This window comes from Mesorhizobium sp. 113-1-2, assembly GCF_016756475.1.
GTDB lineage: Bacteria > Pseudomonadota > Alphaproteobacteria > Rhizobiales > Rhizobiaceae > Mesorhizobium > Mesorhizobium loti_C.
In genome coordinates, this window is sequence record NZ_AP023242.1 from 7,833,963 (window position 1) to 7,859,308 (window position 25,346).

Consider the following 25,346-nt stretch of genomic DNA (forward strand, 5'->3'; position numbering starts at 1 on the left):
TTTTATCCCCTGTAGACCAACCCCTGCGGGTCGATCTCGGGCTTGCGGCCGGCAACGAGGTCGGCCAGAAATTTTCCGGAGCCGCAAGCCATGGTCCAGCCGACATGGCCGTGGCCGGTGTCGAGATAGAGGTTTTTGTAGCGCGCCTGGCCGATGACCGGCACCGAGTTCGGCATCATTGGCCGCAGGCCTGCCCACAGTACAGCTTTCTTCTCGTCGAAGGCGCCGGGGAACAGATCCTTTCCGGTCCTGAACATGGTGGCGAAGTCGCTGGGCTTGTGGGTTCGGTCGAAGCCGGTGAATTCGGCGGTCGACGCCAGCCGCAATCGGTTACCCAGCCTGGAATAGGCCATCAGCTGGTCCTCGTCGGCGCCGCCCATGGTCGGCCCTTTGCTCTCGTCCTCCAGCGGAATCGTCGCGGTGTAGCCCTTCACCGGATAGACCGGCAGGTCGATGCCGTAACGGCGGCCAAGCAGGCCGCTTTCCGGCCCCATCGAAATGACCACGGCGTCGCCTGCAATCGGACCAGCCGAGGTCATCACCGCGCGCACGCGGTCGCCGTCGATATCGAGGCCTTCGACCGTGGTGTCGAACAGGAATTTGACGCCAAGCTTTTCGCTGGCATAGGCGGCGAGATTGTCGACGAACATTCTGGAATCGCCGGTCTGGTCGATCGGCGAATAGACGCCGCCGGCGATCTTCTCCTTAACCCCGGCAAGGCCTGGTTCCAGCTCGACCAGCCGGTCGCGGCCGACGATCTCGATCGGCAGGCCATGCCCGGCCAGATAGCGGTAATTGTCGGTGCCGGTGTCGAGGCTGTGCTGCGAGCGGAAGAAATAGAGAATGCCTTTCTTGCGCTCGTCATAGTGGATGCCGGTGTCGGCGGAGATGGCGTTGATGCACTCGCGCGAATAGAGCGCCAGGCGCAATTTGACCTCACTGTTGGCGCGCAGCCGGGCCACCGTGCACTGGCGCAGGAAACGCAGGCTCCAGGCGAGGAAATAGGGATCGAAGCGCAGCCGCACCTTGATGCCGAGATCATGGTTCCAGAGCGCGCGCAGGAACGTCTTCAGCGCCGCTGGAGAGGCCCAGGCGGTGGCATCGCCCGGAGAAACCAGGCCTGCATTGGACTGGCTGGTGCCACGCGCCGGCGCTGGATGCCGCTCGATCACGGTGACCTCGTGACCGTCGGCCGCCAGGTAATAGGCGGCCGCCGTACCGACAACGCCGGCCCCGAGCACCGTTATTTTCATGCCATCCCCCAAAGCTCGTCGTGGCGCAGCGCCTCCACGCTGCGTCGCGACTGCTTCCATAGCGCGTCACCGCGCGGCTTGCGAGCCCTTGGTGTCTTGGCTCAGCCGCGCGCGGAGTTCTTGCTGGTCAGGATGCGTTCCCAGGCAAGCGCATCAGCAACGATCTGGTCGAGGTCGTCACGTTGCGGCGTCCAGCCGAGTTCCTCCCGGGCAAGGTCCGAATTGGCGACCACGGCAGCGGCGTCACCGGGACGCCGGTCACCCATCTTCACCTCGAAATCGTGGCCGAAGGCGCGCCGCACACTGTCGATCACCTCGAGCACCGAATAGCCATGGCTGTAGCCGCAATTGGCGACGAGGCTTTGTCCCCCGGCGCGCAGCCGTTGCAGGGCCAGGCGATGCGCCGCCGCCAGATCGCTGACATGGATGTAGTCGCGCATGCAGGTGCCGTCCGGCGTCGGGTAGTCGGTGCCGAACACCTGCATGAACGGGCGCTTGCCGAGCGCGGTCTCGCAGGCGACCTTGATCAGATGGGTGGCGCCCGGGGTCGACTGGCCGGTGCGGCCCTTGGGGTCGGCGCCGGCGACGTTGAAATAGCGCAACGCAGTGTAGCGGATATCGTGCGCGAGGCCGGCATCGCGCAACATCCACTCGCTCATCAGCTTGGACAGGCCATAGGGCGATTCCGGTGCCAGGCGGGCATCCTCGCGCACCGGCTCCAGCCCGGCGCCGCCATAGACGGCGGCGGTCGAGGAAAAGATGAAATGCGGCACGCCCTCGCGCACCGCGGTTTCGATCAGCGTGCGCGTCTTCGAGGTGTTGTTTTCGTAATAGGCGAGCGGGTCGGCGACCGATTCCGGCACCACGATCGAACCGGCGAAATGGATGATCGCATCGACATGGTTGTCCCTGATGATCGAACCGACCAATTCCTTGTCGGCGACATCGCCGACCACCAGCTTTGCCTCCGGCGCCACCGCCCATTCGAAGCCGGTGGAAAGCCGGTCGAGCACGACCACGCTTTCGCCGGCATCCAGCAATTCCCAGACCATGTGGCTGCCGATATAGCCGGCACCACCTGTCACCAAAACCGTCATCAGCGTCCTCGCATCTCAAGATTTATCGGAAACTGTCTCAAACCCCGCTCTACTGGAAAGCCTGCCGCATGGCCATTAGAACCCTCGGTAACCGGCGTTCACCAAATGTGGCATCATGCTGAAACAAAAGTGATCCACAGAGCGTGTCGTGGAATGGGAATAGGCCACGATCGGCCAGCGTTAGGAACAGGTGCGGGGCGTGGCATTTTGACCAAAACGGCCCGGTGGACGACCAATAGGCCAATGATTATGATCCCGCGCAAAATTGGGAAGCCGACATGAACTACCAGCGGTTCTTCGAAGAAGCGATCGACCAGCTCCATGCGGAGCGGCGCTATCGTGTCTTCGCCGACCTCGAGCGTATCGCGGGCAAGTTTCCGCGCGCCATATGGCGCTCCAACGGCCGCGCCGAGGAAATCACCGTCTGGTGCTCCAACGACTATCTCGGCATGGGCCAGCACCCCGATGTCATCGCCGCGTTCCAGGAAGCGGCCGGCAAGATGGGGTCTGGCGCCGGCGGCACCCGCAACATTTCCGGCACCTCCAACCCGCTGGTCGAGCTTGAGCATGAGCTTGCCGACCTGCACGGCAAGGACGCCGCCCTGGTCTTCACCTCCGGCTTCGTCTCCAACGAAGCCTCGATCTCGACCATCGCTCGGCTTCTGCCCAATTGCCTGATCATCTCGGACGAGCTGAACCACGCCTCGATGATCGAAGGCGTGCGGCGCTCGGGCGCCGAGAAGAAGATCTTCCGGCACAATGACGTCGCGCATCTGGAAAGCCTGCTGCAGGCGGCGGGACGCGAGCGCGCCAAGCTGATCGTCTTCGAAAGCGTCTATTCGATGGACGGCGACATCGCGCCGATCCGGGAGATCGTCGAACTCGCCGAGCGCTACAATGCCATGACCTATATCGACGAGGTCCATGCGGTGGGCATGTACGGACCGCGCGGCGGCGGCATCACCGAGCGCGAGGGCCTGGCCGACCGTATCGACATCATCGAAGGCACGCTCGCCAAGGCGTTCGGCACGCTGGGCGGCTACATCACCGGCACCAGTGCCGTCATTGACGCGGTGCGCTCCTATGCGCCGGGCTTCATCTTCACCACGGCGCTGCCGCCGGCGATCGCCGCCGCGGCCACCACCTCGATCCGCCATCTCAAGCGCTCGCAGGCCGAGCGTGACGCCCAGCAGCAGCAGGCAGCGCGGACCAAGCAGATCCTGTCAACGGCCGGCCTGCCGGTGATGGACTCTCCGACCCACATCGTGCCGGTGCTGGTTGGCGATCCGGAACTCTGCAAGATGGCCAGCGACCGCCTGCTCGGCGTACATGGCATCTACATCCAGCCGATCAACTACCCGACCGTGCCGCGCGGCACCGAACGCCTGCGCATCACGCCGACGCCGTTCCATTCCGACGCGCTGATCGCGGGACTGCAGGACGCGCTGGTTGAGACCTGGGATGCACTCGGCATTCCCTACGGCTCGGCAGGACGGCCTGCCGTGGCGAAGAGCGATCGGATCGTCCCCCTGCTGGTGCCCAAGTCAGGCGGCTGAAGCCATTTTGAAATTCTACTTCGACGGCCTTCTGGCTCGCCGGCGCGGTTTCAATTCGGACTTCAGCGGCTCAAATCGTCTTCATCCACTTCGCCAGCCGGTGCGCGGCTTCCTCGACCTGGTCGAGGCGGCGGTGGAAGCAAAGCCTGAGGAAGGCTTCGCCGCCGGGACCGAAGGCGGTGCCCGGCGCCAGGCCGACATTGGCCTTGTCGACGATGTCAAAGGCGGCGGCACGGGAATCGGTAATGCCGTCGACGGTGACGAACAGATAGAAGGCGCCCTGCGGCACGGTGAACCCAGCGCGACCGGTGGCGCCGAGAATGCCGCAGACTAGGTCGCGCGCCTTCCTTGCCCGCTCCACCTGTTCGACGACGAAACCATCGCCCTCGTCGAGCGCGGCGATCGCGCCACGCTGCATGAACTGGGCAACGCCCGAGTTCGAATACTGGATCAGGTTCTCGAACACCTGCTGCAGGCTCGGATGCGTCTTGATCCAGCCGACGCGCCAGCCGGTCATCGCCCAGTTCTTGGAAAAGGAGTTGACGAACAGGATGCGGTCTTCCGCCGTCGCAATGTCGAGGAAGGACGGCGCGCGGCCATGGCCATAGTGGAACAGCGAATAGATCTCGTCGGCGATGATCCAGAGATTTTTGGCGCGAGCAAGGTCGAGGATCGCCTGCAAGGTCTCGTGATCGGCGGTCCAGCCGGTCGGGTTCGACGGCGTGTTGATGAACAGCGCCCTGGTGCGCGGGGTGATCGCCGCGGCAATCTTCTCGACGTCGCAGGACCAGCCATTGCCGGAATGATCGAGCGTGACCGCGACCGGAACGGCCCCTGACAGGGCGGCGGCAGCGTCGAAATTCGGCCAGGCCGGCGACAGATAGATCGCCTCGTCGCCGGCACCAGCGAGAGCGGTCAGCGCCAGCTGGATGGCATGCATGCCGGATCCGGTGACGATGAATTGCTCCTCCGGAAAGGTCTTGCCGAAATGCCTGGCGTAATAGCGGGCAAGCGCCTGCCTGAGGTCAGGGATGCCCCGCTGCCAGGTGTAGAACGTCTCGCCGCCGGCCAGCGCCTTCGACGCGGCATCGGTGATGAAGGCGGGCGTCGGCAGGTCGCCCTCACCGGCCCAGAGCGGGATCAGACCCTCGCGCAGGCGGCCGTAGTTGACGACGGCGACAATGCCGCTTTCCGGCGCGGCGCGGGCTTCGGCGCGAAAGCTGTCGATCAGGCTCATGGACAAATCCGTTTTCCCTTGGGTTGCCGCTCTTTACCAGATGCGAAAACAGAAAACCCCAGCCGCGAACGACCGGGGTTTTGGTCCAGCAATGGCTGGCTGAATTATCGCTTCGCAAGCAGATCGCGGATTTCGGTGAGCAGCGCGACATCGGCGGGCGGCGGTGCGGCTGGGGCAGCAGGCTTCTCGCGCTCGAGCCGCCGGCGCAGGTTGTTCACCCCCTTGACCATCAGGAAAATGACAAAGGCTATGATCAGGAAGTTCAGCGCCACGGTGATGAAGCTGCCGTAAGCAAAGACCGCACCTTGCTTGCGCGCATCTTCCAGGTTGGTGGCCGTGACATTGTGCGACAGGCCAATGAAGTAGTTGTTGAAATCGACCCCTCCGAGCGCGCCAATGAAAGGCATGATGACATCGTCGACCAGCGAAGTGACGATCTTGCCGAACGCAGCGCCGATGATGACGCCGACAGCCAAGTCCATCACATTGCCCTTGGAAATGAATTCCTGGAATTCTTTCAGCATTCGACCCTCCTTGTCATGACCGGTCGCGCTGCCGTTCCGTCCTTGCGGCATCGACCCGGCGGCAACATAACAAAAACCTGCGGTTGCAACATGGGCAAAAAGGAGAAAGCAACCGCTTTGTCCTTCCGTCACGGCACCTCGGCCTCCCTCCTGAATCTTGCACCACAACCATGCTGCCAAAGCCGCAATGGACTCCAGCGCCAAGCTGTGATTGCGTTCGGACAAGCCGGATAGAAAGACGGCAAAGGAGGAAAATCCAGGCGTGCAGGGCTTGTTCATTGTCATCATCGCGATCGCCTATGTGACGCTGCTGTTCGCAATCGCCAGCCTGGGCGACCGCCGCTCGGCGACATCCGGGTCGAGCCGAGCGCGGCCTTTCATCTATGCGCTCAGCCTGGCCATCTATTGCACGTCCTGGACCTTCTTCGGCTCGGTCGGTCTCTCCTCCGAACGCGGTCTCGAATTCCTCGGCATTTATACCGGCCCGGTGCTGGTGTTCGTATTCGGTTTTCCGCTGCTCAACCGCATCGTGCGGCTGGCCAAGAACGAGAAGATCACCTCGATCGCCGACTTTCTCGGCGCGCGCTACGGTAAAAGTTTCACGGTCGCGGCGATCGCCACGCTGATCGCCACCATCGGCGCGGTGCCTTATATCGCGCTGCAGCTGAAGGCGATCTCCGGTTCGGTCAGCCTGATGGTGGAGCACTATACGGGGTCGCCGCCTTCCTTCGACCCGTTCGTCAGCGACATATCGCTGGTCGTCGCCATGCTGCTGGCGCTGTTTGCCGTGCTGTTCGGCACCCGTCATGCCGACGCCACCGAGCACCAGGACGGGCTGGTGCTGGCGGTGGCGGTCGAAACCTTGGTCAAGCTCGCCGCCTTCCTGGCGATCGGCCTGATGGTCACCTTCCTGATCTTCGGCGGCCCGGGCGACATGTTCGCAAAGCTGGCTGAGAATGCGCAGGTGCGCCAAGCGATGGGCTACAACACCTCGCTCGCCACCTGGCTGGTGCTGACGGGCTTGAGCGGCTTTGCCATCATCATGCTGCCGCGGCAGTTCTACGTCACCATCGTCGAAAACCGCGGCGAGGCCGAATTGCGCACCGCGACCTGGGTGTTTCCGCTCTACCTCGTGGCGATCAACCTGTTCGTGCTGCCGATCGCCTTTGCCGGCCTGTCGCTGGTCGGCACCGGGACCAGCAGCGATCTCTACGTGCTGTCGCTGCCGCTGTTCAGCGGCCACGACGTGCTCGCCATGGCGGCCTTCATCGGCGGGCTGTCGGCGGCAACAGCGATGGTCATCGTCGAAAGCGTGGCGCTGTCGATCATGATCTCCAACGACCTCGTCATTCCGCTGTTCGTGCGCCGCCTGCTCAAGACCTCGACCTCGGAGAACGAGGATTGGTCGACGCTGATCCTCAATGTGCGGCGTGGGGCGATCTTCATCCTGTTATTCATCGCCTTCCTCTACTATCGCGAGAGCACCAACTCAGCGCGGCTGTCGTCGATCGGCCTGATGTCCTTCGCGGCCATCGCGCAGTTCGCGCCGGCGCTGATCGGCGGGCTGATCTGGCGCGGCGCCAACGGCAGGGGTGCCGCACTCGGCATGGTCGCCGGCATCCTCGTCTGGGGCTACACGTTGCTCCTGCCGTCGTTTGTCGCGCCCGATACCGACATCCTCGTGCACGGGCTGTTCGGTTTCGAGGCGCTGCGGCCGCAGGCGCTGTTCGGCACCGTGGCCGAACCGCTGAACCATGGCGTGTTGTGGAGCCTGTCGATCAACACGCTGTTTTTCGTCCTCGGCTCGCTGTCGCGCGCGTCGGTGCCGCTGGAACGCATCCAGGCGTCGATCTTCGTGCCGCGCGACGCCGGCCCGATGCCGAGCCTGCGCCGCTTCCGCACCGCCATCACCGTCAACGACCTCAAGGACACGATCGGCCGCTACCTCGGCGTCGAGCGCACCGAGCGCTCCTTCCAGTCGTTCGAGAAGACCAACGGCACCTCGCTGCACGGCAAGGAGCAGGCGAGCATGGACGTCATCCGCTTTTCGGAGCAGCTTTTGGCCAGCGCCGTCGGCTCCTCCTCGGCGCGGCTGATCCTGTCGCTGCTGTTTCGGCGCCATGACCGCGAATCCCGGGATGCCTTCCGCCTGCTCGACGACGCCACCGAGGCGCTGCAGCACAATCGCGACCTGCTACAGATCGCGCTCGACCAGATGGAGCAAGGCATCACCGTCTTCGACCGGGATTTCCGCCTGATCTGCTGGAACCGCCAGTACCGGACGCTGTTCGACCTGCCCGACGAGATGGGCCAGGTCGGCGTCTCGCTCGACCAGATCCTGCGCCATCTCGCCGAGCGCGGCGACATCCCCGCCGACCAGCGCGTGACGATGCTCAACCGGCTGACCAGCTTTGTCAGCCCCTGGCAGATGGAGATGAAGACCAGCGGCCGCATCCTGGAGCTGCGCTCCAACGAGATGCCGGATGGCGGTATCGTCGCCACCTATACCGACATTTCGGGGCGTGTCGAGCAGGATCTGGCGCTGAAGCGCGCCAATGAATCGCTGGAACAGCGGGTCAAGACCCGCACTATCGAACTGACTAGGGTCAATGAGGAGTTGACCCGGGTCAACGAGGAACTGGCGCAGGCGCAGATGCTGGCCGAGGAGGCCAATCTCGGCAAGACGCGCTTCCTCGCCGCTGCCGGCCACGACATCCTGCAGCCGCTGAACGCCGCCCGGCTCTATTGCTCGTCGCTGATCGAGAAGGCCGGCAAAGGGCCGGCCGGCAAGGCCGCGGTCAACATCGAGTCCTCGCTGGAATCGGTCGAGACCATTTTGGGCGCCGTGCTCGACATCTCGCGCCTCGATGCCGGCGCGATGAAGCCGGACGACACCGCTTTCAACCTCGACGGATTGCTGCGCCAGATCGGCAATGATTTTCGGCCAATGGCGGCGGAGAAAAAGCTCGGCCTGACGATCATGCCGTCGTCTCTGACGGTGGTGACCGACCGCAATCTGCTGCGCCGCCTGATCCAGAATCTCGTTTCCAACGCCACCAAATACACACGGCGCGGCCGCATCCTGGTCGGCGTCAGGCGGCGCGGCGAACTGGCGGAAATCCAGGTGATCGACACCGGCATCGGCATTGCCGGCGACAAGCTGAACACCGTCTTCCATGAGTTCACCCGGTTGGATGAAGGCGCGCGCGAGGCCGAAGGTCTTGGTCTTGGCCTCTCCATCGTCGACCGCATCGCCCGGGTGCTCAGGCTCGAAATCCGTATTTTCTCCAATCCGGGCAGAGGTACGCGCTTTTCCGTCATCCTGCCCGTCGCCGCGGTGCAGGAGCCGCGACGCGAGGTCGAAAGCAAGGCTCCCGCCCGGGCCGCGGCCTCGCTTGCCGGACTGCATGTGCTCTGCATCGACAACGACGCCCGCATCCTCGACGGGATGAGGTCGCTGCTCGAAGGCTGGGGATGCAAGGTCGACACGGTGTCCGGCTCACGCGATCTGGAGAACGCCGAGCCACACCGACCGGACATCGTGCTTGCCGACTATCATCTCGACGGCGAAACCGGTCTCGATATCATTGCCAGGTTGCGCGCCATCCATGGCGACGACCTGCCGGCAGTGCTGGTCACTGCAGACCGTTCCAACGAAGTGCGGGCGACAGCAAGCGGGCTCGATATTCCGGTGATCAACAAGCCGTTGAAACCGGCGGTGTTGCGCTCGATGATGGCCAGGGTCAGGCCGCTGGCATCGGCGGCAGAGTAAGCCAAAGGGCGGGCCGGACGGAGCCGGCGACATTAGCCCCTGTGGCCCAGGCTTCCCAAATAGGCGCAGAACATGTCGGCCATCGCATCGGCATAGGTTTCGATCTCGGCCGGTGTTCGCGGGCTTTCCGAAAAATCCTTCCCCACCGCACTGAGTGTCGTTTTGATCAGATCGCCGGCCAGGGCGCGGACGGCCTCCGGGGCCTCGGGCAATGCCTCCCGCAGAAAGGTCTGGACGGTGCGCTCTCCCGAGGCTCTCGCCTCGTGCGCCTCCGGTGCGTCGCGATAGAGTGGTGCGGCGTCGTTGAGCGCCACGCGCACCTCGGCCTCTTCGCATTCGGAGCGGATGAAGGCGTGGACAAGGGCACGCAGCCGTTCGAGCGGCGGTTTCCGATCATCCTCGAGTATGGCGCGCAGCAGGCCGCCCGTCTGCCGCCATTCATCGCTCTGCAGCCTGAACAGAAGTGCGGCCTTGTTGGGGAAATACTGATAGAGCGAGCCGACGCTGACGCCGGCCTTTTCGGCCACGCGCGTGGTGGTGAAACGCTGCGCGCCTTCGCTCGCCAAAACCTGAACAGCAGCCTGCAAAATCGCCTCAACAAGGTCCGCGGCGCGAGCCTGTTTGGGCTGTTTTCGTGAGGAAATCGAATGGCTTGGGCGTCCGGTCATGTCTCGGCTCGGCAATGCGAATTGGAAACCTGAAGGATTATTCGTATTTTCAGCCCGACACAAGAACGCAGTCATTTTCTACCGGAGAGTTTTCATGACGACGCTGACCAACGCCCCGCTGGGCCCCCTGCTCGCCCGCCTGTTCAAGGAAGCCAATGCGGCGACCAGTCCGGCGGTGGCCGCGCTCTCGCATGAGGAGCGGGCGCGCCTGCTCAACAGCAAGACCGAATATGTCGATTTCTACGGACGGCTGAAGGACCTCTGGCTGGCGATCTCGCCGGAGACCGGCACGCTGCTCTACATGCTGGCGCGCAGCAGCGGCGCGCGCATCATCATCGAGTTCGGCACCTCGTTCGGCATCTCGGCGCTCTATCTTGCGGCGGCGCTCAGGGACAATGGCGGCGGCCGCCTGATCACCACCGAATTCGAACCGTCCAAGGTGATGCGGGCCAAGGCCAATCTGACCGAGGGCGGCCTCATCGACCTGGTGGAGATCCGCGAGGGAGACGCGCTTGAGACGCTGAGCGCCGACCTGCCTGAGACGATCGACCTTTTGCTGCTCGATGGCGCCAAGGCGATCTATCCGGAGATCCTTAGCCTGGTCGAGAGCCGGCTCAGGCCCGGCGCGCTGGTCATCGCCGACAATGCCGACTTCTCGCCTGAATATCTGGAGCGGGTACGCTCGCCGGCATCGGGCTACATGTCCACGCCGTTTGGCGAGGACGTCGAACTGTCCGTGCGGCTCGGCTGAACGCTTCCATCGCCGCATGGGTTTCAACCATGCGGCTCAAACCTCCCTGTCGCTGCTGGCGACCGTAGGCGTTTACGTCAACCAACGCGCAATCTTCCAGACCGTCGACGACGGTCGGGCCTCCATGCGCAGGTGACGCCATGATCTACACGCTTCTTTCCTCCTTTCGCGCTGCCCCTCGCCCAGCCCTGTTGGGGCTTCTGCTCTTCTTCTGTGCAGGTTTCGCCGATGGCGCACTGATGCCTTTCTTTCCGCTCTGGGCGAGCAGCGAGGCGGGCATTCCCGTCGGCGCGATCGGCCTGCTGTTCGGCTGCTATGCCGGCGGCGAGTTGCTGGCGGCACCACTGATCGGCGGCATCGCCGACCGGGTCGGCCGGCGACCGGTGCTGATAGCCTCGTCGCTCGGCGTCGGGGCCGGCTTCCTGGCCCTGTTCTTCGTGCATGGCGTCACCGTCACCGCAATCGTGCTGCTTCTGACCGGCATGTGCGAATCGGTGCTTCATCCGACGATTCTGGCCGCGATCGCCGACGTGACCCCGCCATCGACGCATCCGCGCTGGTTCAGCCTGGCGCGCGTGAGTTCAAGCACTGGGCAGATCCTTGGACCGGCCTGCGGCGCCTTGCTAGCGCTCGTGTCGCTGCGCAGCGTGTTTCTTGCCGGCGGTACCACGCTTGTGCTGGGTGGCATCGTGATGCTCTTCGCCCTGAGTGAGACGATCGGCGTCGGCACCGGTGATGACCGCCACGACGGTGAGGACGATGAAGAGGAGGGCCTGTCCGCGCTGCTGCCGGCGTTCCGCAACGGCCGGCTGGCGAAGCTGCTGCTCTGGGTCGTGCTCTTCGAGGTCGCCGGCAACTGGATCGAGGCGGTGATCCCGCTCTACGCGCAGGATGCCGGGACGTTGACGCCATCCGGCGTCGGCGCACTGTTCGCCTATGCCGCCGCGTTGACGGTCGGCCTGCAGATGTTGGTCAGCCGGTTGATCGAGGCACGGTCGGCGCTGTGGCTGACGGTCGGTGCCGGCCTCGCGACGATACTCGCCTTCGCGCTGCTGGCCGCCTCGCCTGCAATGCTGACGCTGATCGGAGCCGTCAGCCTGTGCTCGATCGCGCAGATGCTGGTCGGGCCGCTGGTGCCTACCGCCGTCAATGCGTTGGCGCCGCCCGCACGACGCGCCTCCTACATGGCGGCTTCGTCGGTTGCGGTCGACCTCAAGGACTCGCTAGGACCGTCGATCGGCACGGCGCTTTACGCGCTGGCACCGCGCCTGCCCTGGATCGCCGGCATTCCGCTGGTGGCCGTCGCATCGCTCGGCCTTGGCGCGGCCATCGGCGGGGCGCGGAACCCTTCGCGGCCGACCGAGGAGGATGCCACGCCGCAACTGGGCTCAGCCGTCGAAAACTATCGCTGAGACACTCGTTCGGCGTCATCGCGCAGACGCGGGTCGACAGCCTCAGACGGAGCTGTCCACCATCTGCGAATTGCGGAACCGGGGCTTCGCGCCGTTGGCTGCCGGCGATGGACGATGCTCGCGAAACGCCATGGCAAGGGTGCGCAACGCATCGCGCGATTGAGCGTCCGAGAGCGTGGACAAGAGCATAATCTCCGACGCTGGCAGCGGCGGCAGGCCGAATTTGCGGCTGACCTCGATGGTGCCGGGCGGAACCAGGCGAGACGAGAAGGCCCCGGCGGCGAGGCCGGCGGAAACGGCCTCGGCAACGGCGAAGGAGCCGCAGCCGAGGAAAACCTGCGTCCACGGTATTCCAACCGCATCGAGCGTGCCGGTGATGACGTCGCGGATGCTGCAGGAAGGCGCGGAGGCCGCCAGCCGCAGTGGCTCGCCGGCGCGGTAGACGAAATCCGGCGTGGCGTACCAGCCGAAATGTTCGGGCGCCAGCACCTCGCCGTCGCGGCGGTCGTCCTCGCGCCGGACGATCGCGGCATCGAGGTCGCCACGATCGAACGCAGCGATCAACTCGCGCGTATCGTCGAGCCGCACCTCGATGGTCAAGGCGGGATCATGCGCATTGAGGCGCGCCAGCAAGGTCGGCACTTCGGCACCGCCGACATGGGTGGCAATGCCCAGCCGAAAGTGGCGGCGAACAGCGGCGAGGCTGGCGACGGCACGGTCGTGCGCGGCGAGCAGATCGCGCGCCGGTTCGAGGAACACCGCACCACGCGCTGAAAGGCGCACCAGTCGCGGCGTCCGCTCGATCAGCTTCTGCCCCACCCGATCCTCCAGCCGCTTCAGCTTGACGCTGATTGCGCCTTGCGTGCTGCCAAGCGCCTCGGCCGCGCGTGTAAAACTGCGCAACTCGGCGACGGCGACGAAAGCTTTCACCGCATCTACGTCCAGCGTCATGTCAGTTATCTCATATTGTTGTCTCTGAAATAGCCAACCATGCAATTCTAAAATGATCAAGCCTGACCTAGTCTGGGTTGAGCGGGGCGGCCGTCATACCGACTCGTCCTGCCCAAGAAGTCGAAAGGTTTGATCATGCCCACTGCCCTGACCCGTCGCGGCATCGTCGTTCTGTCTGCCGCATGCCTGGCATGCCTGATGTTCGGGCTGGAGATTTCAAGCGTTCCCACCATCCTGCCGACATTGGAGCAAGAGCTGCATGCCGACTTCAGGCAATTGCAATGGGTGATGAACGCATACACGATCGCGGTCACGACCGTGCTGATGGCGGTCGGCACCATCGCCGACCGCTACGGACGCAAGCGCGTCTTCCTGGTTTCCATCGCCGTCTTCGGTCTGACGTCGCTGATCTGCGGCCTGGCGGACGACGTATCGACCTTGATCGTCGCCCGGTTCCTGCAAGGTTTGAGCGGCGGCGCGATGCTGATCTGCCAGCTCGCCGTGCTGTCTTCCGAATTCAGGGAAGGGCGCGAGCGCGCCGTCGCCTGGGGCTGGTGGGGCGTCATCTTCGGTGTTGGCCTCGGCTTCGGACCCATCATCGGCGGTGGCATCGTCGCGGTCTCGAGCTGGGAATGGGTGTTCCTCATCCACGTGCCGGCAGCGGCCGTGGCCTTCGTACTGGCTTTGACCGGCGTCCATGAATCGAAGGACCCACAGGCGGGCAAGCTCGACCTGGCGGGCATCGTGACGCTGTCGCCATCAGTCTTCTGTCTCGTCTTCTACATCACGCAGGGACCGGATCTCGGTTTCGCCAGTCCGGCGGCGCTGGCGATCCTCGGCATCTCGATTGCGAGCTTCATCGCCTTCCTCATCACCGAGCGGATCAGCCAGCGGCCGATGTTCGACTTCTCGGTCTTCCGGATCCGGCCGTTTTCCGGCGCGATCGTCGGCTCGGCGGCGATGAACCTCTCCTATTGGCCGTTCATGATCTACCTGCCGATCTGGTTCCATGCCGGGCTCGGCTATGACAGCGTCGCCACCGGCCTTGCCCTGCTCGCCTACACGCTGCCGACACTCGCCATGCCGCCCTTGGCGGAGCGGCTTTCGCTGCGCTACCAGCCCGGCGTCATCATTCCGGCCGGGCTCGTCATCATCGGCGTCGGTTTCATCCTGATGAAGTTCGGCAGCGCCGCCGCGCGGCCAGACTGGCTGACGATGCTGCCCGGCTGCCTGATCGCTGGAACCGGTCTTGGCATCACCAATACGCCCGTCACCAACACGACAACGGGCTCCGTTTCAAGCGACCGGGCGGGCATGGCGTCCGGCATCGACATGAGCGCCCGCATGGTTTCACTGGCGGTGAACATAGCGGTGATGGGCTTCATCCTGGCGAGTGGCGTGCTGGCGCATCTGAGCGTTGCACTGCCCGACCTCGACGCCAACCAGCTGCGTCTGTTCGCCGACGGCATCGCGGCAGGAAACCCCAATACCGATCTTGCCGATTCCGTCGTCCACAATGCCTTGCGCAACGGCTTTGGCTGGGTGATGCTCTATGGCGGCATCGGCGTCTGGATCATGGCCGCCATCAGCTTCGCGAGCTTCAACGCCCGGCCTGTGCGAAAAGAGGTTGAGTGTTCCGATTGAGCGGACGACGCAGGCACTCAGCTGTTGGTCTGCAACGGGTCGCTGCCGATCTTGGACAAAAGGATCACCGCCTGGGTGCGGCTGTCGACGCCAAGCTTCTGCAGGATGGCAGAAACGTGCGCCTTGATGGTCGCCTCGGAAACGCCGAGCTCATAGGCGATCTGCTTGTTGAGCAGACCCTCGGCCAGCATACCGAGCACGCGGGTCTGCTGCGGCGTCAGCGCCTGCAGGCGCTTGATCAGGTCCGATATCTCTGGATCGCGCTCGACGCCGAGATCGACACCGACGGGCGCGGCGATGTCGCCGGCCAGCACCGATTGCACGGCGTTGCGGATCTCCTCCATGCTGGCCGATTTGGAGATGAAGCCGGAGGCGCCAAGATCGAGCGCGCGCCTGATGGTCGCCGGATCGTCATGCGCCGAGACCACGATAAGCGGCACCGCAGGATGGATACCGCGCAGCGAAATCAGGCCGGAGAGGCCGCTGGCGCCCGGCATCGACAAATCGAGCAGTACCAGATCGACATCCTCATTGGCCACGACCAATGCCTTTGCGCTTTCGAAATCACCAGCCTCGTGAATGACAGCGACATTGCCGATGCCGGCAAGCGCTTCGCGCAGAGCACCGCGAAACAGCGGATGATCGTCGGCGATGACGAAAGAATAGCCTGGCGGCAAATGTTCCTCCCCGAATCCCGTCGATGATTTTTGAGCTTTTCGGGACCAGTCGGACGATTATGAGGGGCGGCGCGCTGTTTTCAAGCGGCAAAACCAGCGCGCCGCGTTTTCCCTACTTCGCAAGATCAAAGTACTACAGCGTCCTTTGCGCGTCCAAAAGGACGCGCGGCGCTGTAGGAAGCTCAGGTCTTCTCCGAATTGAGCTGGGCGCCGCCACCGTTGTCCTTGTCCATATCCTTGACGATGCCCATGAAGCCCTTCAGGAAGCGCTCCATGTAGCTCATCGTCTTGTTGAAATCCTCCTCGCTCGGCAGTTTCGATTCGAGCCGGGCGGACAGCGAATTCTCAAGCTTGGTGACGCGCTCGTCCATCGCCTTCATCGAGGTTTGCAGGCGGTCGATTTCGTCCTGGAAAGCGGCGCGTTCGTCGGCCGCCACCTTGCAGACGAGCTGGCCCGAACGTTCCTCGCAGATCGACATTGCGCCGGTCTGCGTGTCCATGCGGACATAGCCGTTGGCGGATTTTTCCAGTCGATAGCGGTCGGTTTCTTCCGAAGAGGCGGAGGCCGCGACCAGTGAAACCAGCGCGGCGGGGATCAAGATGTGTTGCAGACGCATGTTGTCCTCCATGGCCAAAGCCTGAAATATCGCATGTTTGCGCCGGAAATGGGGAAGACCCTTGGCGTGGCCTTCCCCGCACGACTGGTTCGGACTATAGCGCAACCATGTCTCAGATTATCTACAAGATAACCCCGCAAGCGCTTTGGCGCGAGGCCGAAGCCGGCGGCCGCTTTACCGGCGCGCCGATCGACGTCGCCGACGGCTTCATCCATTTCTCCACGGCAGCGCAGGTCCGGGAAACCGCGGCAAAGCATTTTGCCGGCCAGACGGACCTGCTGCTGGTGGCCATCGACGAGGCCAGCCTGGGGCCTGCCCTGAAATACGAGGTTTCGCGCGGCGGCGCACTGTTTCCGCATCTCTACGACGTGCTGGAGTTGAACACCGTCAAGTGGGTCAAGCCGCTGCCGCTTGGCGCCGACGGCGCGCACCAGTTCCCGCCGCTGGAGGCCGAATGAGTCTGTTCGACCGGCTTGGCCAAAAACTGCTTTTCACATTCGATCCGGAAACCGCGCATGGGATGTCGATCGCCGCACTGCGTTGCGGATTGCCGGTCGGCGCGCGGGCGGTGCGCGACATCAGGCTGAAGGTCAGCCTTTGCGGCCTCGATTTCCCCAACCCGCTCGGCATGGCGGCCGGCTACGACAAGAACGCCGAGGTGCCCGACGCGCTGCTTGGCCTCGGCTTCGGCTTTGCCGAGGTCGGCACCGTCACGCCGCTGCCGCAGGCCGGCAATCCGAAGCCGCGCATTTTCCGACTGACGGCGGACGAAGCAGTGATCAACCGGCTGGGCTTCAACAATGAGGGCCACGCAGCGGCCGAAAAGCGCCTTGCCGCGCGCCAGGGACGTCCCGGCATTGTCGGCGTCAACATCGGCGCCAACAAGGACAGCACCGATCGCGTCAGTGACTATGAGCGCGGGGTCGCGCGCTTTGCCGCCTATGCCAACTATTTGACGGTCAACATCTCCTCGCCCAACACGCCCGGCCTGCGCAACATGCAGGCGCGCGAGCAGCTCGGCGAACTTTTGTCGCGTGTCATGGCCGCGCGCGCGTCAGCCGCAGCCCAGCCGCCGGTCTTCCTGAAGATTGCGCCGGATCTGGTCGAAGCCGAACTGGAGGACATCGCCGCCGAGGTCGTTGAAAAACGGATCGACGGCATCATCGTCTCCAACACCACCATTTCGCGGCCGGCATTGCGCAGCACTGGCGCCGCCGGCGAGACCGGTGGGCTTTCGGGAAAACCGCTGTTCGAACGCTCGACCATCGTGCTGGCGAAGATGCGCAAGCTGCTTGGCTCGGATATCGCCATCGTCGGGGTCGGCGGCGTCGATTCTGCCGATGCGGCACTGGAGAAGATCCGCGCCGGGGCCGATCTGGTGCAGCTCTACACCAGCATGATCTATGCCGGGCCGGCGCTTCCGGGTCGGATCGTCGCCGCGATGGCGCAATTTGCCGAAACCGAGCGGCTGAAGTCCATTCGCGAACTGCGCGACAGCCATCTCGATCGATGGGCGTCCAAGCCACTCAGCTGAACGCCGTGCGCACCCTTAGCTGCAGGATCGCCAGCAGGCTGAGGCCGCGCGCCAGCAGGAACACGTGCAGCGCCGCCCACAGGCCGTGATTGCCGAAGGCGGGCGCGAGCGTCAGCAAAGCGACGGCAAAGACCATGAAGGACAGCAACATCATGTTGCGCATGTCGCGCGACCAGGTCGCGCCGATGAAGACGCCGTCCATCTGGAACGCCAGCACGCCGCTCAGCGCGGTGAACGCCGCCCAGGGCAGATAGATGTCGGCGACCGAGCGGACCTCCTGCGATGTCGTGACGGTGGCGACCAGATTGGCGCCGGCCGAGAGCAGCACAAGGGTCGCGGCGCCGGCCAGTCCGAAACCCCAGAACAGGGTCAACCGCACCGCCTGCCGGAAAGGCTGCTCGGCACGCGCGCCGACGGCACGGCCGGCGAGCTGTTCGGCGGCGGTGGCAAAACCGTCGAGGAAATAGCCGGCGACGAGGAAGAAGTTCATCAACACCGCATTGGCAGCCAGCGTCACCGTGCCGAACTGCGCACCCTGGCGGGTGAACAGCGCGAAGGCGGCAAGCAGTGAGAACGAGCGGATCATGATATCGCGGTTGAGCGACAGCATGCGCAGGAAGGCGGCCATGTCGAGCAGCCGATGGCGCGGCAAGGGCGGGCTCGCGCGAAAGCGGCGGACCACGATGGCAAGACCCAGCAGCATGGCCAGGAATTCGCCCGTGACGGTTGCCCAAGCGACGCCTGCAACGCCCCAGCCAAGTTCCAGGCCAAGCAGGAAGCAGAGCGCGATGTTGATGCCGTTCAACACCAGTTGCAGCACAAGGCCGAGCCCACCCTCGCCACGCCCCAGGACATAGCCGAGAATGGCGTAGTTGATCAGCGAGAACGGTGCGGCAAGCAGCCTGATCCCGATGTAGACGCCCATCGCCTCGCTGACGCGCGGTTCAGCGCCCATGAACCACTGGCCGCCGATGGCGATCAGCGGCGAAAGTGCCGCCAGCACGATGCCGGCAACGACCGCGATCAGAACGGCGCGCCAGAACACCGCCTGTTCCTCGAGCGCGTCGCCACGCCCGAAAGCCTGGGCGACGAGGCCGGTGGTGCCCGAACGCAGGAAATTGAAGCTGGTGAAGACGACGTCGAAAACAAGCGCGCCCGCCGCAAGGCCGCCGAGAAGAGCCGCGTCGCCGAACTGTCCGACAACAGCCGTGTCGACCAGGCCAAGCATCGGCGTGGTCAGATAGGCGAGCGTCATCGGCACCGCGATGGCGAGCACCGAGCGGTTGGTGACGATAAAAGATCTGGCGTCGGCTGGGGTTGCACCCTTGTCCAAAGGATTGCTGCCTTGCTGATTGCGGCTTGATCGAAGAGCCGATGTGCCCCATTTTCCGGCCACCGCGCAATCACTCTTCCCGCGACGGCCAACCGAAATCCCGGTCTGGCGCGAAGCCGCCGGATCCCGTTCATGCCCCTGCAGATCGTCCACCACCCCGACTACGACGCCGGCTTCGCCACCAACCATCGCTTCCCGATGAGCAAGTATCCGCTGCTGATGGAGGCCTTGCGCGCACGTGGCCTGGCCGGTCCCGGGGTGCTCAACACAGCGGACCCCGCGCCGGCGTCATGGCTGAAACTTGCCCATGCGGGCGACTATGTCGACCAGGTCATCAGCTGTTTGGTGCCGGAAAAAATCGAACGCGAGATCGGCTTTCCGGTCGGCCCCCGCGTTTCGCTGCGCGCGCAGCTTGCCGCCGGCGGCACGGTGCTGGCGGCGCGGCTTGCCTTGCGCCACGGCATTGCCTGCAACACCGCCGGCGGCAGCCATCATGCGCGGCGCGCGCAAGGTGCCGGCTTCTGCACCTTCAACGACGTCGCCGTCGCCGCGCTGGTGTTGCTCGCAGAGGGTGCCGCCCAAAACATCCTGGTCGTCGATCTCGACGTGCATCAGGGCGACGGCACGGCGGATATTCTGCGCGACAAGCCTCGCGTGTTCACCTTCTCCATGCACGGCGATCGCAACTACCCTGTGCGCAAAATCGCCTCCGACCTCGATATCGCGCTGCCCGACGGCACGGGCGATGCCGCCTATCTCGAAAGGCTGGCCGCCATCCTGCCGGAGTTGTCGGCACGGGCGCGCTGGGACATCGTCTTCTACAATGCGGGTGTCGACGTCCATGCCGAGGACCGGCTCGGCAGGCTGGCGCTTTCCGATGACGGCCTGCGCGCCCGCGATGAGATGGCCATCAGGCATTTTCGTGCGCTTGGTATTCCGGTCTGCGGCGTCATCGGTGGCGGCTATTCCACCGACGTGCCCGCCCTTGCGGAGCGGCACGCCATCCTGTTCGAGGTCGCCTCCAGCTATACCTGACAGTTCACTTCCGATAGTTGGCGATCCTGAGCAGGATGAAGGCCGGCACGACGATCGCGGCACCGAGCAGGATATAGCCGAGGAAGCGGTCGATGGCGTGGAAGCCCAGGTTCCAGAGGTCGATGAAGAACCTTTGGATGCTGTAGAACACATCCATCGGCGACCAGCCGAAGGCATTCATGACAAGGCCGACGAGGAACGACACCACCAGCAGCTTCAGGATCACCCTGAGCGGCGAGTCGCCGAGAAAGCGCGTCAGTGCGGACAAGGCCGTCTCCCAATTGAGATGCCCGGACTCATGGGCACGGCCCAGAGATACGTGCTTGACGGCCATCCATCAAGCCAGCACGGTCTGTGCGCGAAACCTGACACGCCGCGGCTACCTGCCGACTGCCATGGTCCGCATTGCTCGAGCATCTGACCGAGTGGTGAACACGTTCCGAATTCTTAAATATGGGTAAACAAGATCATTTTAATTTATTGAAAATAAAGCACAAAATCGTCATTTTTCAATTTTGCGCAATGTGCGTGCAATTTTCACCTGCGAGACAGTCGGCGTCTTTCAGGTGACTGGTTGCGCGGCGCTCTGACCCCCTACCACAGCTGGCGAACGCCAGTTTCAGGACTGTGCAGCCATCCCTGGAAGACACCAAATCGGAGCCCGACCACCCCAACGGTCAGGCTCCCCGGGAGTTAACCTGCGTACCGATTTGCCGGATGCGCGTTTGTGTTGGAGTAATGCTCGTGTCCTCTCAAGCAAAGATCGTCCTGACGGCCGGTGTCCTTGGCATCTGCCTTCTCGGGCCGGCGATGGCCGCCGACCTTTCACCGACCTACAATGATCCCCCCGCCTTCCAGTGGAGCGGCGCCTATGTCGGCGTCCATGGCGGCACGGCGTTCACGAAGATGCCCAATCCGTTCGCTGATCGGAACGGCTTCGCTGGCGGCGTTCAGGCCGGCTACAACCAGCAAATGGGTCCCGCCGTTCTTGGCGCCGAGATTGAGGGTTCCTATCTTGGCGGCGCCGAACACGACGTCCATGGCGGCAAGATCAAGGAGAAATGGCGCGGGGCCGCCAAGGCCAAGGCAGGCGTGAGCTTCGACCAGACGCTGCTGTTTGGAACCGGCGGTGTTGCACTGACCAAATTCGACAAGAGCGACAACGTCAGCAACGCCGACGGATGGAAGGTCGGTTATCTCCTTGGCGCCGGCATCGAACAGGGCTTTGCCGGCGGGCTGTCCGCCAAGGTCGAGTACGACTATGTCCGCACCCCCGGCGTCGAGACGACATCGGCTCTTGGCACCTCCAAGACGACGATCGGTAGCCATGAACTGAAGGCCGGCATCAATTACCGGTTCTAGAACGGGCGAACTGGATTGCGCGGTGGCCGCAGGGTCATCGCGTAAACCCTGTGTTTCGATGCGCGCCGGCACCGGATGGCCGGCTTTTTTCGGCACCGGACCTGCTTTCCGCGCCCGTTGCAATGTCGATGCAATCTTCGCGATCTAGGTCCCGCGTAATCTTCATGATGGGAATCTGTTCCGATATGACCACGCGTGGCGCCGGCCTCCTGATACGGGCTCCGAAGATCGTCTTCATCGCAATCGCGCTCGCGCTGGCGGGCTGTGCCTCCGACATCATGAAGAATTATGTCGGACAGCCGGTCGAATCGGTCGTCCTGGATTATGGTCCCCCAACGGCGATCGTCGATCTCGGCCAGGGCGAACGCGCCTATCAGTGGCGCAAGGTGTCGATGTCAGCGGTTTCCGGGACATCGAGCGGCGAGGTTCGCCAGACAAAACACGGAACCGTCTATGAAGAGACCGAGACGCCCGGCTATATCGAGCGTCAGGAATGCTTCTACACATTCTACGCCCGCGCTTCCGGCGGCCGCTGGTTCATCACCAATTTCCGCCAGCCCAAGCTGGAATGCGAATGAATGGCCGCGGCCCCCGACCGGCCGCGGACAAAGGAGAATATTTATGCGCGTCCTGTTGATCGAGGACGAACCGGAAATGGCCTCCGTGCTGAAGGCCGCGCTCGAGCGCCTGGACATCATCGTCGACCATGCCGCGACATTGGCCGATGCCGAGGCGGTGGCGCGTCTGGGCTATCACGACGCCGTGGTGCTGGACCGCCGGCTGCCGGATGGCGACGGCCTCAGCCTCATACCGCGCCTGCGTGCCTTGCATCTGGATGTGCCCGTCATCGCGCTGACGGCGATGAGCGGGCTGGATGACCGCGTCGCCGGGCTCGATGCCGGCGCCGACGACTACATGGTCAAGCCCTTCGCCACGGTGGAACTGGTCGCGCGGCTGCATGCCCTGCACCGGCGCTCGTTCACTTCCCGCGCCAACCAGACGATGGTCGGCCGCCTCACCTATGATTTCCGCCACCGCGAGGCGCTGGTCGAGGACCAGGCGCTCGATCTGCCCCGGCGCGAGAGGCTGGTGCTCGAAACGCTGATCCGCCGGCCGGGCCGAACCATCATGCGCAGCGCGCTGGAGGAGGCCGTCTACGCGCTGGACGACGAGATCGGTTCCAATGCGCTCGATGCCCACATTTCGCGGCTGCGCCGCAAGCTCGACGATGTCGCCGCCGGCATCGAGATCCGGGCGATCCGCAACCTCGGCTATCTGTTGCGGGCGGCCTCGTGAAGAAGGTCCGCACAGGCTCGCTGCAATGGATCCTGGTCCGGCGGCTGATCCTGCTGCAGGCGGCGACGCTGCTGATCTTCATCGTGCTTTGCGCGGCAGCCCTTTGGATCGCCAATCCGCGCCTTTTGATCGACAACGAGGCCGCCGTCGCCGCGGTCAAGGATGCCGTCGACCGAGACAGGGACGGCAGGTTGATCGTGCGTGATACGGAAGAACTCACCGCGTTTCGCGAAGGCTTCCCCAATGTCTGGTACATCGTTCGCGATGGCAGCGGCGAGAGCGTCCGCTCCGGCAACATACCCGACATCTACACCAAGAGCTTCGGCGCCCTGCTTGGCGAGGCCGATCATGCCACGATCGGATTCTCCGACAAGGACATGCGGCCGGAAGCCTATATCGAAAACGCTTCGACCAGAGCCGGCACGGTGCAGATCATCGCCGCGACGCAGTCGTCGCGCCAGCAGACCGACGGCCTCGAAATCAACATTTCGGCCACCGTCGAAGTCGCCCGAAATCCGGACGGCAGCAGGAACTGGGAGCGCGCCCTGCCGGCACTCGCGCTCGTGATCGCGATCCTGCTTTTGCCGATAATCCTCGTCATGGGCGCGACGACGCTGGTGACGACGCCAGCCGTGGTACGCCGCTCCTTTGCTGGCCTTGTCGAAACGGTCCGCCAAGCGGCGCGCATCGACATCGGCACTCGCGCCATGCAACTGCCGGTCAAGCAGGTGCCGCAGGAAATCGCGCCGCTGGTGCACGCCTTCAACGAGGCGCTTGCCCGCCTCGCCCAGGGCTATGACCGCCACAACCGCTTCCTCACCGACGCGGCGCATGAACTGCGCACGCCGATCGCCATCCTGCGCACACGCGCCGAACTCTTGAAGCAGGAGCCGCAGAGCGCGCGGCTGCTGCGCGACATCGAGCGCCTGTCGCACCTTGCCCAGCAACTGCTCGACCATCAGCTGCTCGACAGGCCGTCGGACCAGCGCGAGATCGTCGACCTCGACGATCTCGTCAGCCGGGTCGCCGCCGACTTCGCCCCGCTCGCCATCGAGGCCGGCTATGACCTTGCCTTCGAGCCATCGCCCAACAAGGCCCGGATAGAGGTCAATGTGCTGCAGATAGAGCGGGCGCTCGCCAACCTCGTGCGCAACGCAATCGAGCATGGCGGTGGCAGCGGCACGATCACGATCGCCATCGACGGGACCGGCGGCATCGAGGTACGCGACGAAGGGCCGGGAATTCCCGCGGAAGAGTGCGAGAACGTCTTCGAGCCCTTCTATCGCTTGCAGCCGCAGTCGCGCGGGGCGGGGCTGGGCCTGAATCTTGCCCGGCAGATCGCACTGCTGCATGACGGCACGATCCGCATCCTGACGGGTTCATGGCGCGGCGCCCGCATCCGCATGGAATTGCCGGTGCGCTCTTGACCGTGCCGAGTCCATCGCGTCGGCCGATGACCGCATGTCGATCCCTGGCTTATCTGTTTTCTAACCAATTGCCGCTATTGCCATTCCAAGAGCGGGAGCCAGGCTTTGGTGGGAACGGGAAAAATCGGCGCGCACCGCGCAATCACGCTGTCGGTCGTCGTGCCATGCTACAATGAGCGCGACGGCGTGGCCGAGCTTCACCGACGCGTCAGCGCCGTATGCCTCGAGCAAAGCCCCTCCTACGAGATCGTGCTTGTCATCGACGGGGCGACCGACGGCACCCGCGAGGCCATTTTCGAACTGGCCGAAAAGGACGACCATGTGGTCGCCATCGACCTTGCCCGCAATTACGGCCACCAGATCGCCTTGAGCGCGGGGCTGGAGTTCTGCCGCGGCGAGCGCATCCTCATTCTCGATGCCGATCTCCAGGATCCGCCCGAACTGCTTGGCGCGATGATGGCGAAGATGGATGAAGGCTTCGACGTCGTCTATGGCCAGAGGGTGAAGCGCGACGGCGAAAGCTGGTTCAAGCGGGCTTCCGCCTCGATGTTCTACCGCTTGCTCGGCCGGATGGTCGATGTCGAGATCGCGCCGGACTCCGGAGACTTCCGGCTTATGAGCCGCCGGGCGCTCGACCATCTGAACGCGATGCCCGAACGCTACAGGTTCATTCGCGGCATGGTGAGTTGGATAGGGTTGAAGCAGGTCGCCTTCCCTTACGAGCGGCACCGGCGCTTTGCCGGCACCACACACTATCCGCTGAAGAAGATGGTTCTGCTGGCGGTCGATGCGATGACCAGCTTTTCGATCGTGCCTTTGCGGTTTGCCTCGATGCTGGGCATGATGTTTGGTCTGCTCGGCCTGGTCGTGCTTGGCTATACGCTGCTCGAATGGTCCAGGGGTAACGTGGTGCCCGGCTGGACGAGCCTTGCCGCGATCATGCTGATCCTGGGCAGCGTCCAACTCCTGGTGCTCGGCATCTTCGGCGAGTATCTCGGCCGCATGTATATGGAGACGAAGCGGCGGCCGCTCTATTTCGTCAGCGAAATCGTTTCGCGCGACCAGCCCGCCAAGGACAGCAACCTGCCCGTCCATCGCCTGCAGGAGATGGCGAAAAGAGCCGCGCGTGGCTAAGGCGAAAGTCGAGCGGATGCAACAGGAATGGCGTGGGCAGAATGTGGTCGGCGCTTCCGTTTGATA

General features: G+C 64.0%; 23 protein-coding genes. 13 read left to right on the forward strand and 10 right to left on the reverse strand.

Annotated features, from left to right (window positions below; translation table 11 throughout):
* Window positions 1-2: 2 nt before the first annotated feature.
* Together JN279_RS37610 and galE are read right to left on the reverse strand one after the other, a co-directional pair.
* Entirely contained in the window at window positions 3-1,253 is a 1,251-nt protein-coding gene (locus JN279_RS37610; RefSeq protein ID WP_202351662.1) for a D-amino acid dehydrogenase, read from the reverse strand.
* Between the two features lie 101 nt (window positions 1,254-1,354).
* Entirely contained in the window at window positions 1,355-2,350 is a 996-nt protein-coding gene (gene galE, locus JN279_RS37615) for a UDP-glucose 4-epimerase GalE (RefSeq protein WP_202351663.1), read from the reverse strand.
* A gap of 278 nt (window positions 2,351-2,628) precedes the next feature.
* Here galE and hemA point away from each other — a divergent pair, with 278 nt between their 5' ends.
* The gene (gene hemA / locus JN279_RS37620; protein ID WP_202351664.1) at window positions 2,629-3,906 is read left to right on the forward strand and encodes a 5-aminolevulinate synthase; all 1,278 of its coding nucleotides are present in this window, start codon (window positions 2,629-2,631) and stop codon (window positions 3,904-3,906) included.
* Window positions 3,907-3,976: 70 nt separating this feature from the next.
* Here hemA and JN279_RS37625 read toward each other — a convergent pair whose 3' ends face one another.
* The gene (locus JN279_RS37625) at window positions 3,977-5,143 is read right to left on the reverse strand and encodes a pyridoxal phosphate-dependent aminotransferase (RefSeq protein WP_202351665.1); all 1,167 of its coding nucleotides are present in this window, start codon (window positions 5,141-5,143) and stop codon (window positions 3,977-3,979) included.
* Between the two features lie 104 nt (window positions 5,144-5,247).
* Window positions 5,248-5,667, reverse strand: a complete 420-nt coding sequence (gene mscL / locus JN279_RS37630; RefSeq protein WP_027047745.1) for a large conductance mechanosensitive channel protein MscL — start codon at window positions 5,665-5,667, stop codon at window positions 5,248-5,250.
* Window positions 5,668-5,929: 262 nt separating this feature from the next.
* Here mscL and JN279_RS37635 point away from each other — a divergent pair, with 262 nt between their 5' ends.
* Window positions 5,930-9,439 (forward strand): PAS domain-containing hybrid sensor histidine kinase/response regulator, encoded by a 3,510-nt coding sequence (locus tag JN279_RS37635; RefSeq protein ID WP_202351666.1) that lies wholly within the window; start codon window positions 5,930-5,932, stop codon window positions 9,437-9,439.
* Window positions 9,440-9,471: 32 nt separating this feature from the next.
* Here the strand turns inward: JN279_RS37635 and JN279_RS37640 are convergent, their stop codons facing one another.
* A complete protein-coding gene (locus JN279_RS37640; RefSeq protein WP_202353889.1) occupies window positions 9,472-10,107 on the reverse strand; it encodes a TetR family transcriptional regulator in 636 nt (211 codons plus the stop codon).
* A gap of 94 nt (window positions 10,108-10,201) precedes the next feature.
* Between JN279_RS37640 and JN279_RS37645 the strand changes: the two genes are divergently transcribed.
* Both JN279_RS37645 and JN279_RS37650 read left to right on the forward strand, forming a co-directional pair.
* Entirely contained in the window at window positions 10,202-10,858 is a 657-nt protein-coding gene (locus tag JN279_RS37645) for an O-methyltransferase (protein ID WP_202351667.1), read from the forward strand.
* A gap of 140 nt (window positions 10,859-10,998) precedes the next feature.
* On the forward strand, window positions 10,999-12,270 hold the full coding sequence (locus JN279_RS37650; RefSeq protein ID WP_244734339.1) for an MDR family MFS transporter: 1,272 nt from the start codon (window positions 10,999-11,001) through the stop codon (window positions 12,268-12,270).
* A gap of 42 nt (window positions 12,271-12,312) precedes the next feature.
* Here JN279_RS37650 and JN279_RS37655 read toward each other — a convergent pair whose 3' ends face one another.
* A complete protein-coding gene (locus JN279_RS37655; protein WP_096453467.1) occupies window positions 12,313-13,221 on the reverse strand; it encodes a LysR family transcriptional regulator in 909 nt (302 codons plus the stop codon).
* A 135-nt stretch (window positions 13,222-13,356) separates the two neighbouring features.
* Here JN279_RS37655 and JN279_RS37660 point away from each other — a divergent pair, with 135 nt between their 5' ends.
* Window positions 13,357-14,865: an MFS transporter gene (locus JN279_RS37660; protein WP_096453465.1), complete on the forward strand. Its 1,509-nt coding sequence runs from the start codon at window positions 13,357-13,359 to the stop codon at window positions 14,863-14,865.
* Between the two features lie 17 nt (window positions 14,866-14,882).
* Here the strand turns inward: JN279_RS37660 and JN279_RS37665 are convergent, their stop codons facing one another.
* Window positions 14,883-15,542 (reverse strand): response regulator transcription factor, encoded by a 660-nt coding sequence (locus JN279_RS37665; protein ID WP_096453463.1) that lies wholly within the window; start codon window positions 15,540-15,542, stop codon window positions 14,883-14,885.
* A gap of 182 nt (window positions 15,543-15,724) precedes the next feature.
* Window positions 15,725-16,159, reverse strand: a complete 435-nt coding sequence (locus JN279_RS37670) for a hypothetical protein (RefSeq protein ID WP_096458508.1) — start codon at window positions 16,157-16,159, stop codon at window positions 15,725-15,727.
* Window positions 16,160-16,266: 107 nt separating this feature from the next.
* Here JN279_RS37670 and JN279_RS37675 point away from each other — a divergent pair, with 107 nt between their 5' ends.
* Together JN279_RS37675 and JN279_RS37680 are read left to right on the forward strand one after the other, a co-directional pair.
* Complete coding sequence (locus JN279_RS37675; protein WP_096453461.1) at window positions 16,267-16,617, forward strand: DUF952 domain-containing protein; 351 nt, start codon at window positions 16,267-16,269, stop codon at window positions 16,615-16,617.
* Window positions 16,614-17,693, forward strand: coding sequence for a quinone-dependent dihydroorotate dehydrogenase (locus JN279_RS37680; protein ID WP_202351668.1), 1,080 nt, complete (start codon window positions 16,614-16,616; stop codon window positions 17,691-17,693). Before JN279_RS37675 ends, JN279_RS37680 begins: the two co-directional genes overlap by 4 nt.
* Here JN279_RS37680 and JN279_RS37685 read toward each other — a convergent pair.
* The gene (locus JN279_RS37685) at window positions 17,686-19,026 is read right to left on the reverse strand and encodes an MATE family efflux transporter (RefSeq protein ID WP_096453457.1); all 1,341 of its coding nucleotides are present in this window, start codon (window positions 19,024-19,026) and stop codon (window positions 17,686-17,688) included. The genes JN279_RS37680 and JN279_RS37685 overlap by 8 nt on opposite strands.
* Before the next feature lie 132 nt (window positions 19,027-19,158).
* Here JN279_RS37685 and JN279_RS37690 point away from each other — a divergent pair, with 132 nt between their 5' ends.
* A complete protein-coding gene (locus tag JN279_RS37690) occupies window positions 19,159-20,061 on the forward strand; it encodes a histone deacetylase family protein (RefSeq protein WP_096453455.1) in 903 nt (300 codons plus the stop codon).
* 4 nt (window positions 20,062-20,065) lie between these two features.
* On the opposite strand, the gene JN279_RS37695 is transcribed toward JN279_RS37690, so the two are convergent.
* On the reverse strand, window positions 20,066-20,329 hold the full coding sequence (locus JN279_RS37695; RefSeq protein ID WP_095198509.1) for a DUF6460 domain-containing protein: 264 nt from the start codon (window positions 20,327-20,329) through the stop codon (window positions 20,066-20,068).
* Between the two features lie 476 nt (window positions 20,330-20,805).
* On the opposite strand from JN279_RS37695, the gene JN279_RS37700 reads away from it, so the two are divergent.
* The 5 genes from JN279_RS37700 to JN279_RS37720 all read left to right on the forward strand — a co-directional run bounded on the left by JN279_RS37700 (window position 20,806) and on the right by JN279_RS37720 (window position 25,280).
* Window positions 20,806-21,423: an outer membrane protein gene (locus tag JN279_RS37700; protein WP_096458505.1), complete on the forward strand. Its 618-nt coding sequence runs from the start codon at window positions 20,806-20,808 to the stop codon at window positions 21,421-21,423.
* Between the two features lie 185 nt (window positions 21,424-21,608).
* Window positions 21,609-22,001, forward strand: a complete 393-nt coding sequence (locus tag JN279_RS37705) for a hypothetical protein (RefSeq protein WP_096458502.1) — start codon at window positions 21,609-21,611, stop codon at window positions 21,999-22,001.
* A gap of 43 nt (window positions 22,002-22,044) precedes the next feature.
* On the forward strand, window positions 22,045-22,719 hold the full coding sequence (locus JN279_RS37710) for a response regulator transcription factor (protein WP_096453453.1): 675 nt from the start codon (window positions 22,045-22,047) through the stop codon (window positions 22,717-22,719).
* Window positions 22,716-24,146 carry a sensor histidine kinase gene (locus JN279_RS37715; protein ID WP_096453451.1) on the forward strand — a complete coding sequence of 477 codons (1,431 nt, stop codon included), beginning with the start codon at window positions 22,716-22,718 and terminating at the stop codon, window positions 24,144-24,146. Before JN279_RS37710 ends, JN279_RS37715 begins: the two co-directional genes overlap by 4 nt.
* Before the next feature lie 108 nt (window positions 24,147-24,254).
* Window positions 24,255-25,280: a glycosyltransferase family 2 protein gene (locus tag JN279_RS37720; protein WP_096453449.1), complete on the forward strand. Its 1,026-nt coding sequence runs from the start codon at window positions 24,255-24,257 to the stop codon at window positions 25,278-25,280.
* The last annotated feature ends 66 nt before the right edge of the window (window positions 25,281-25,346 follow it).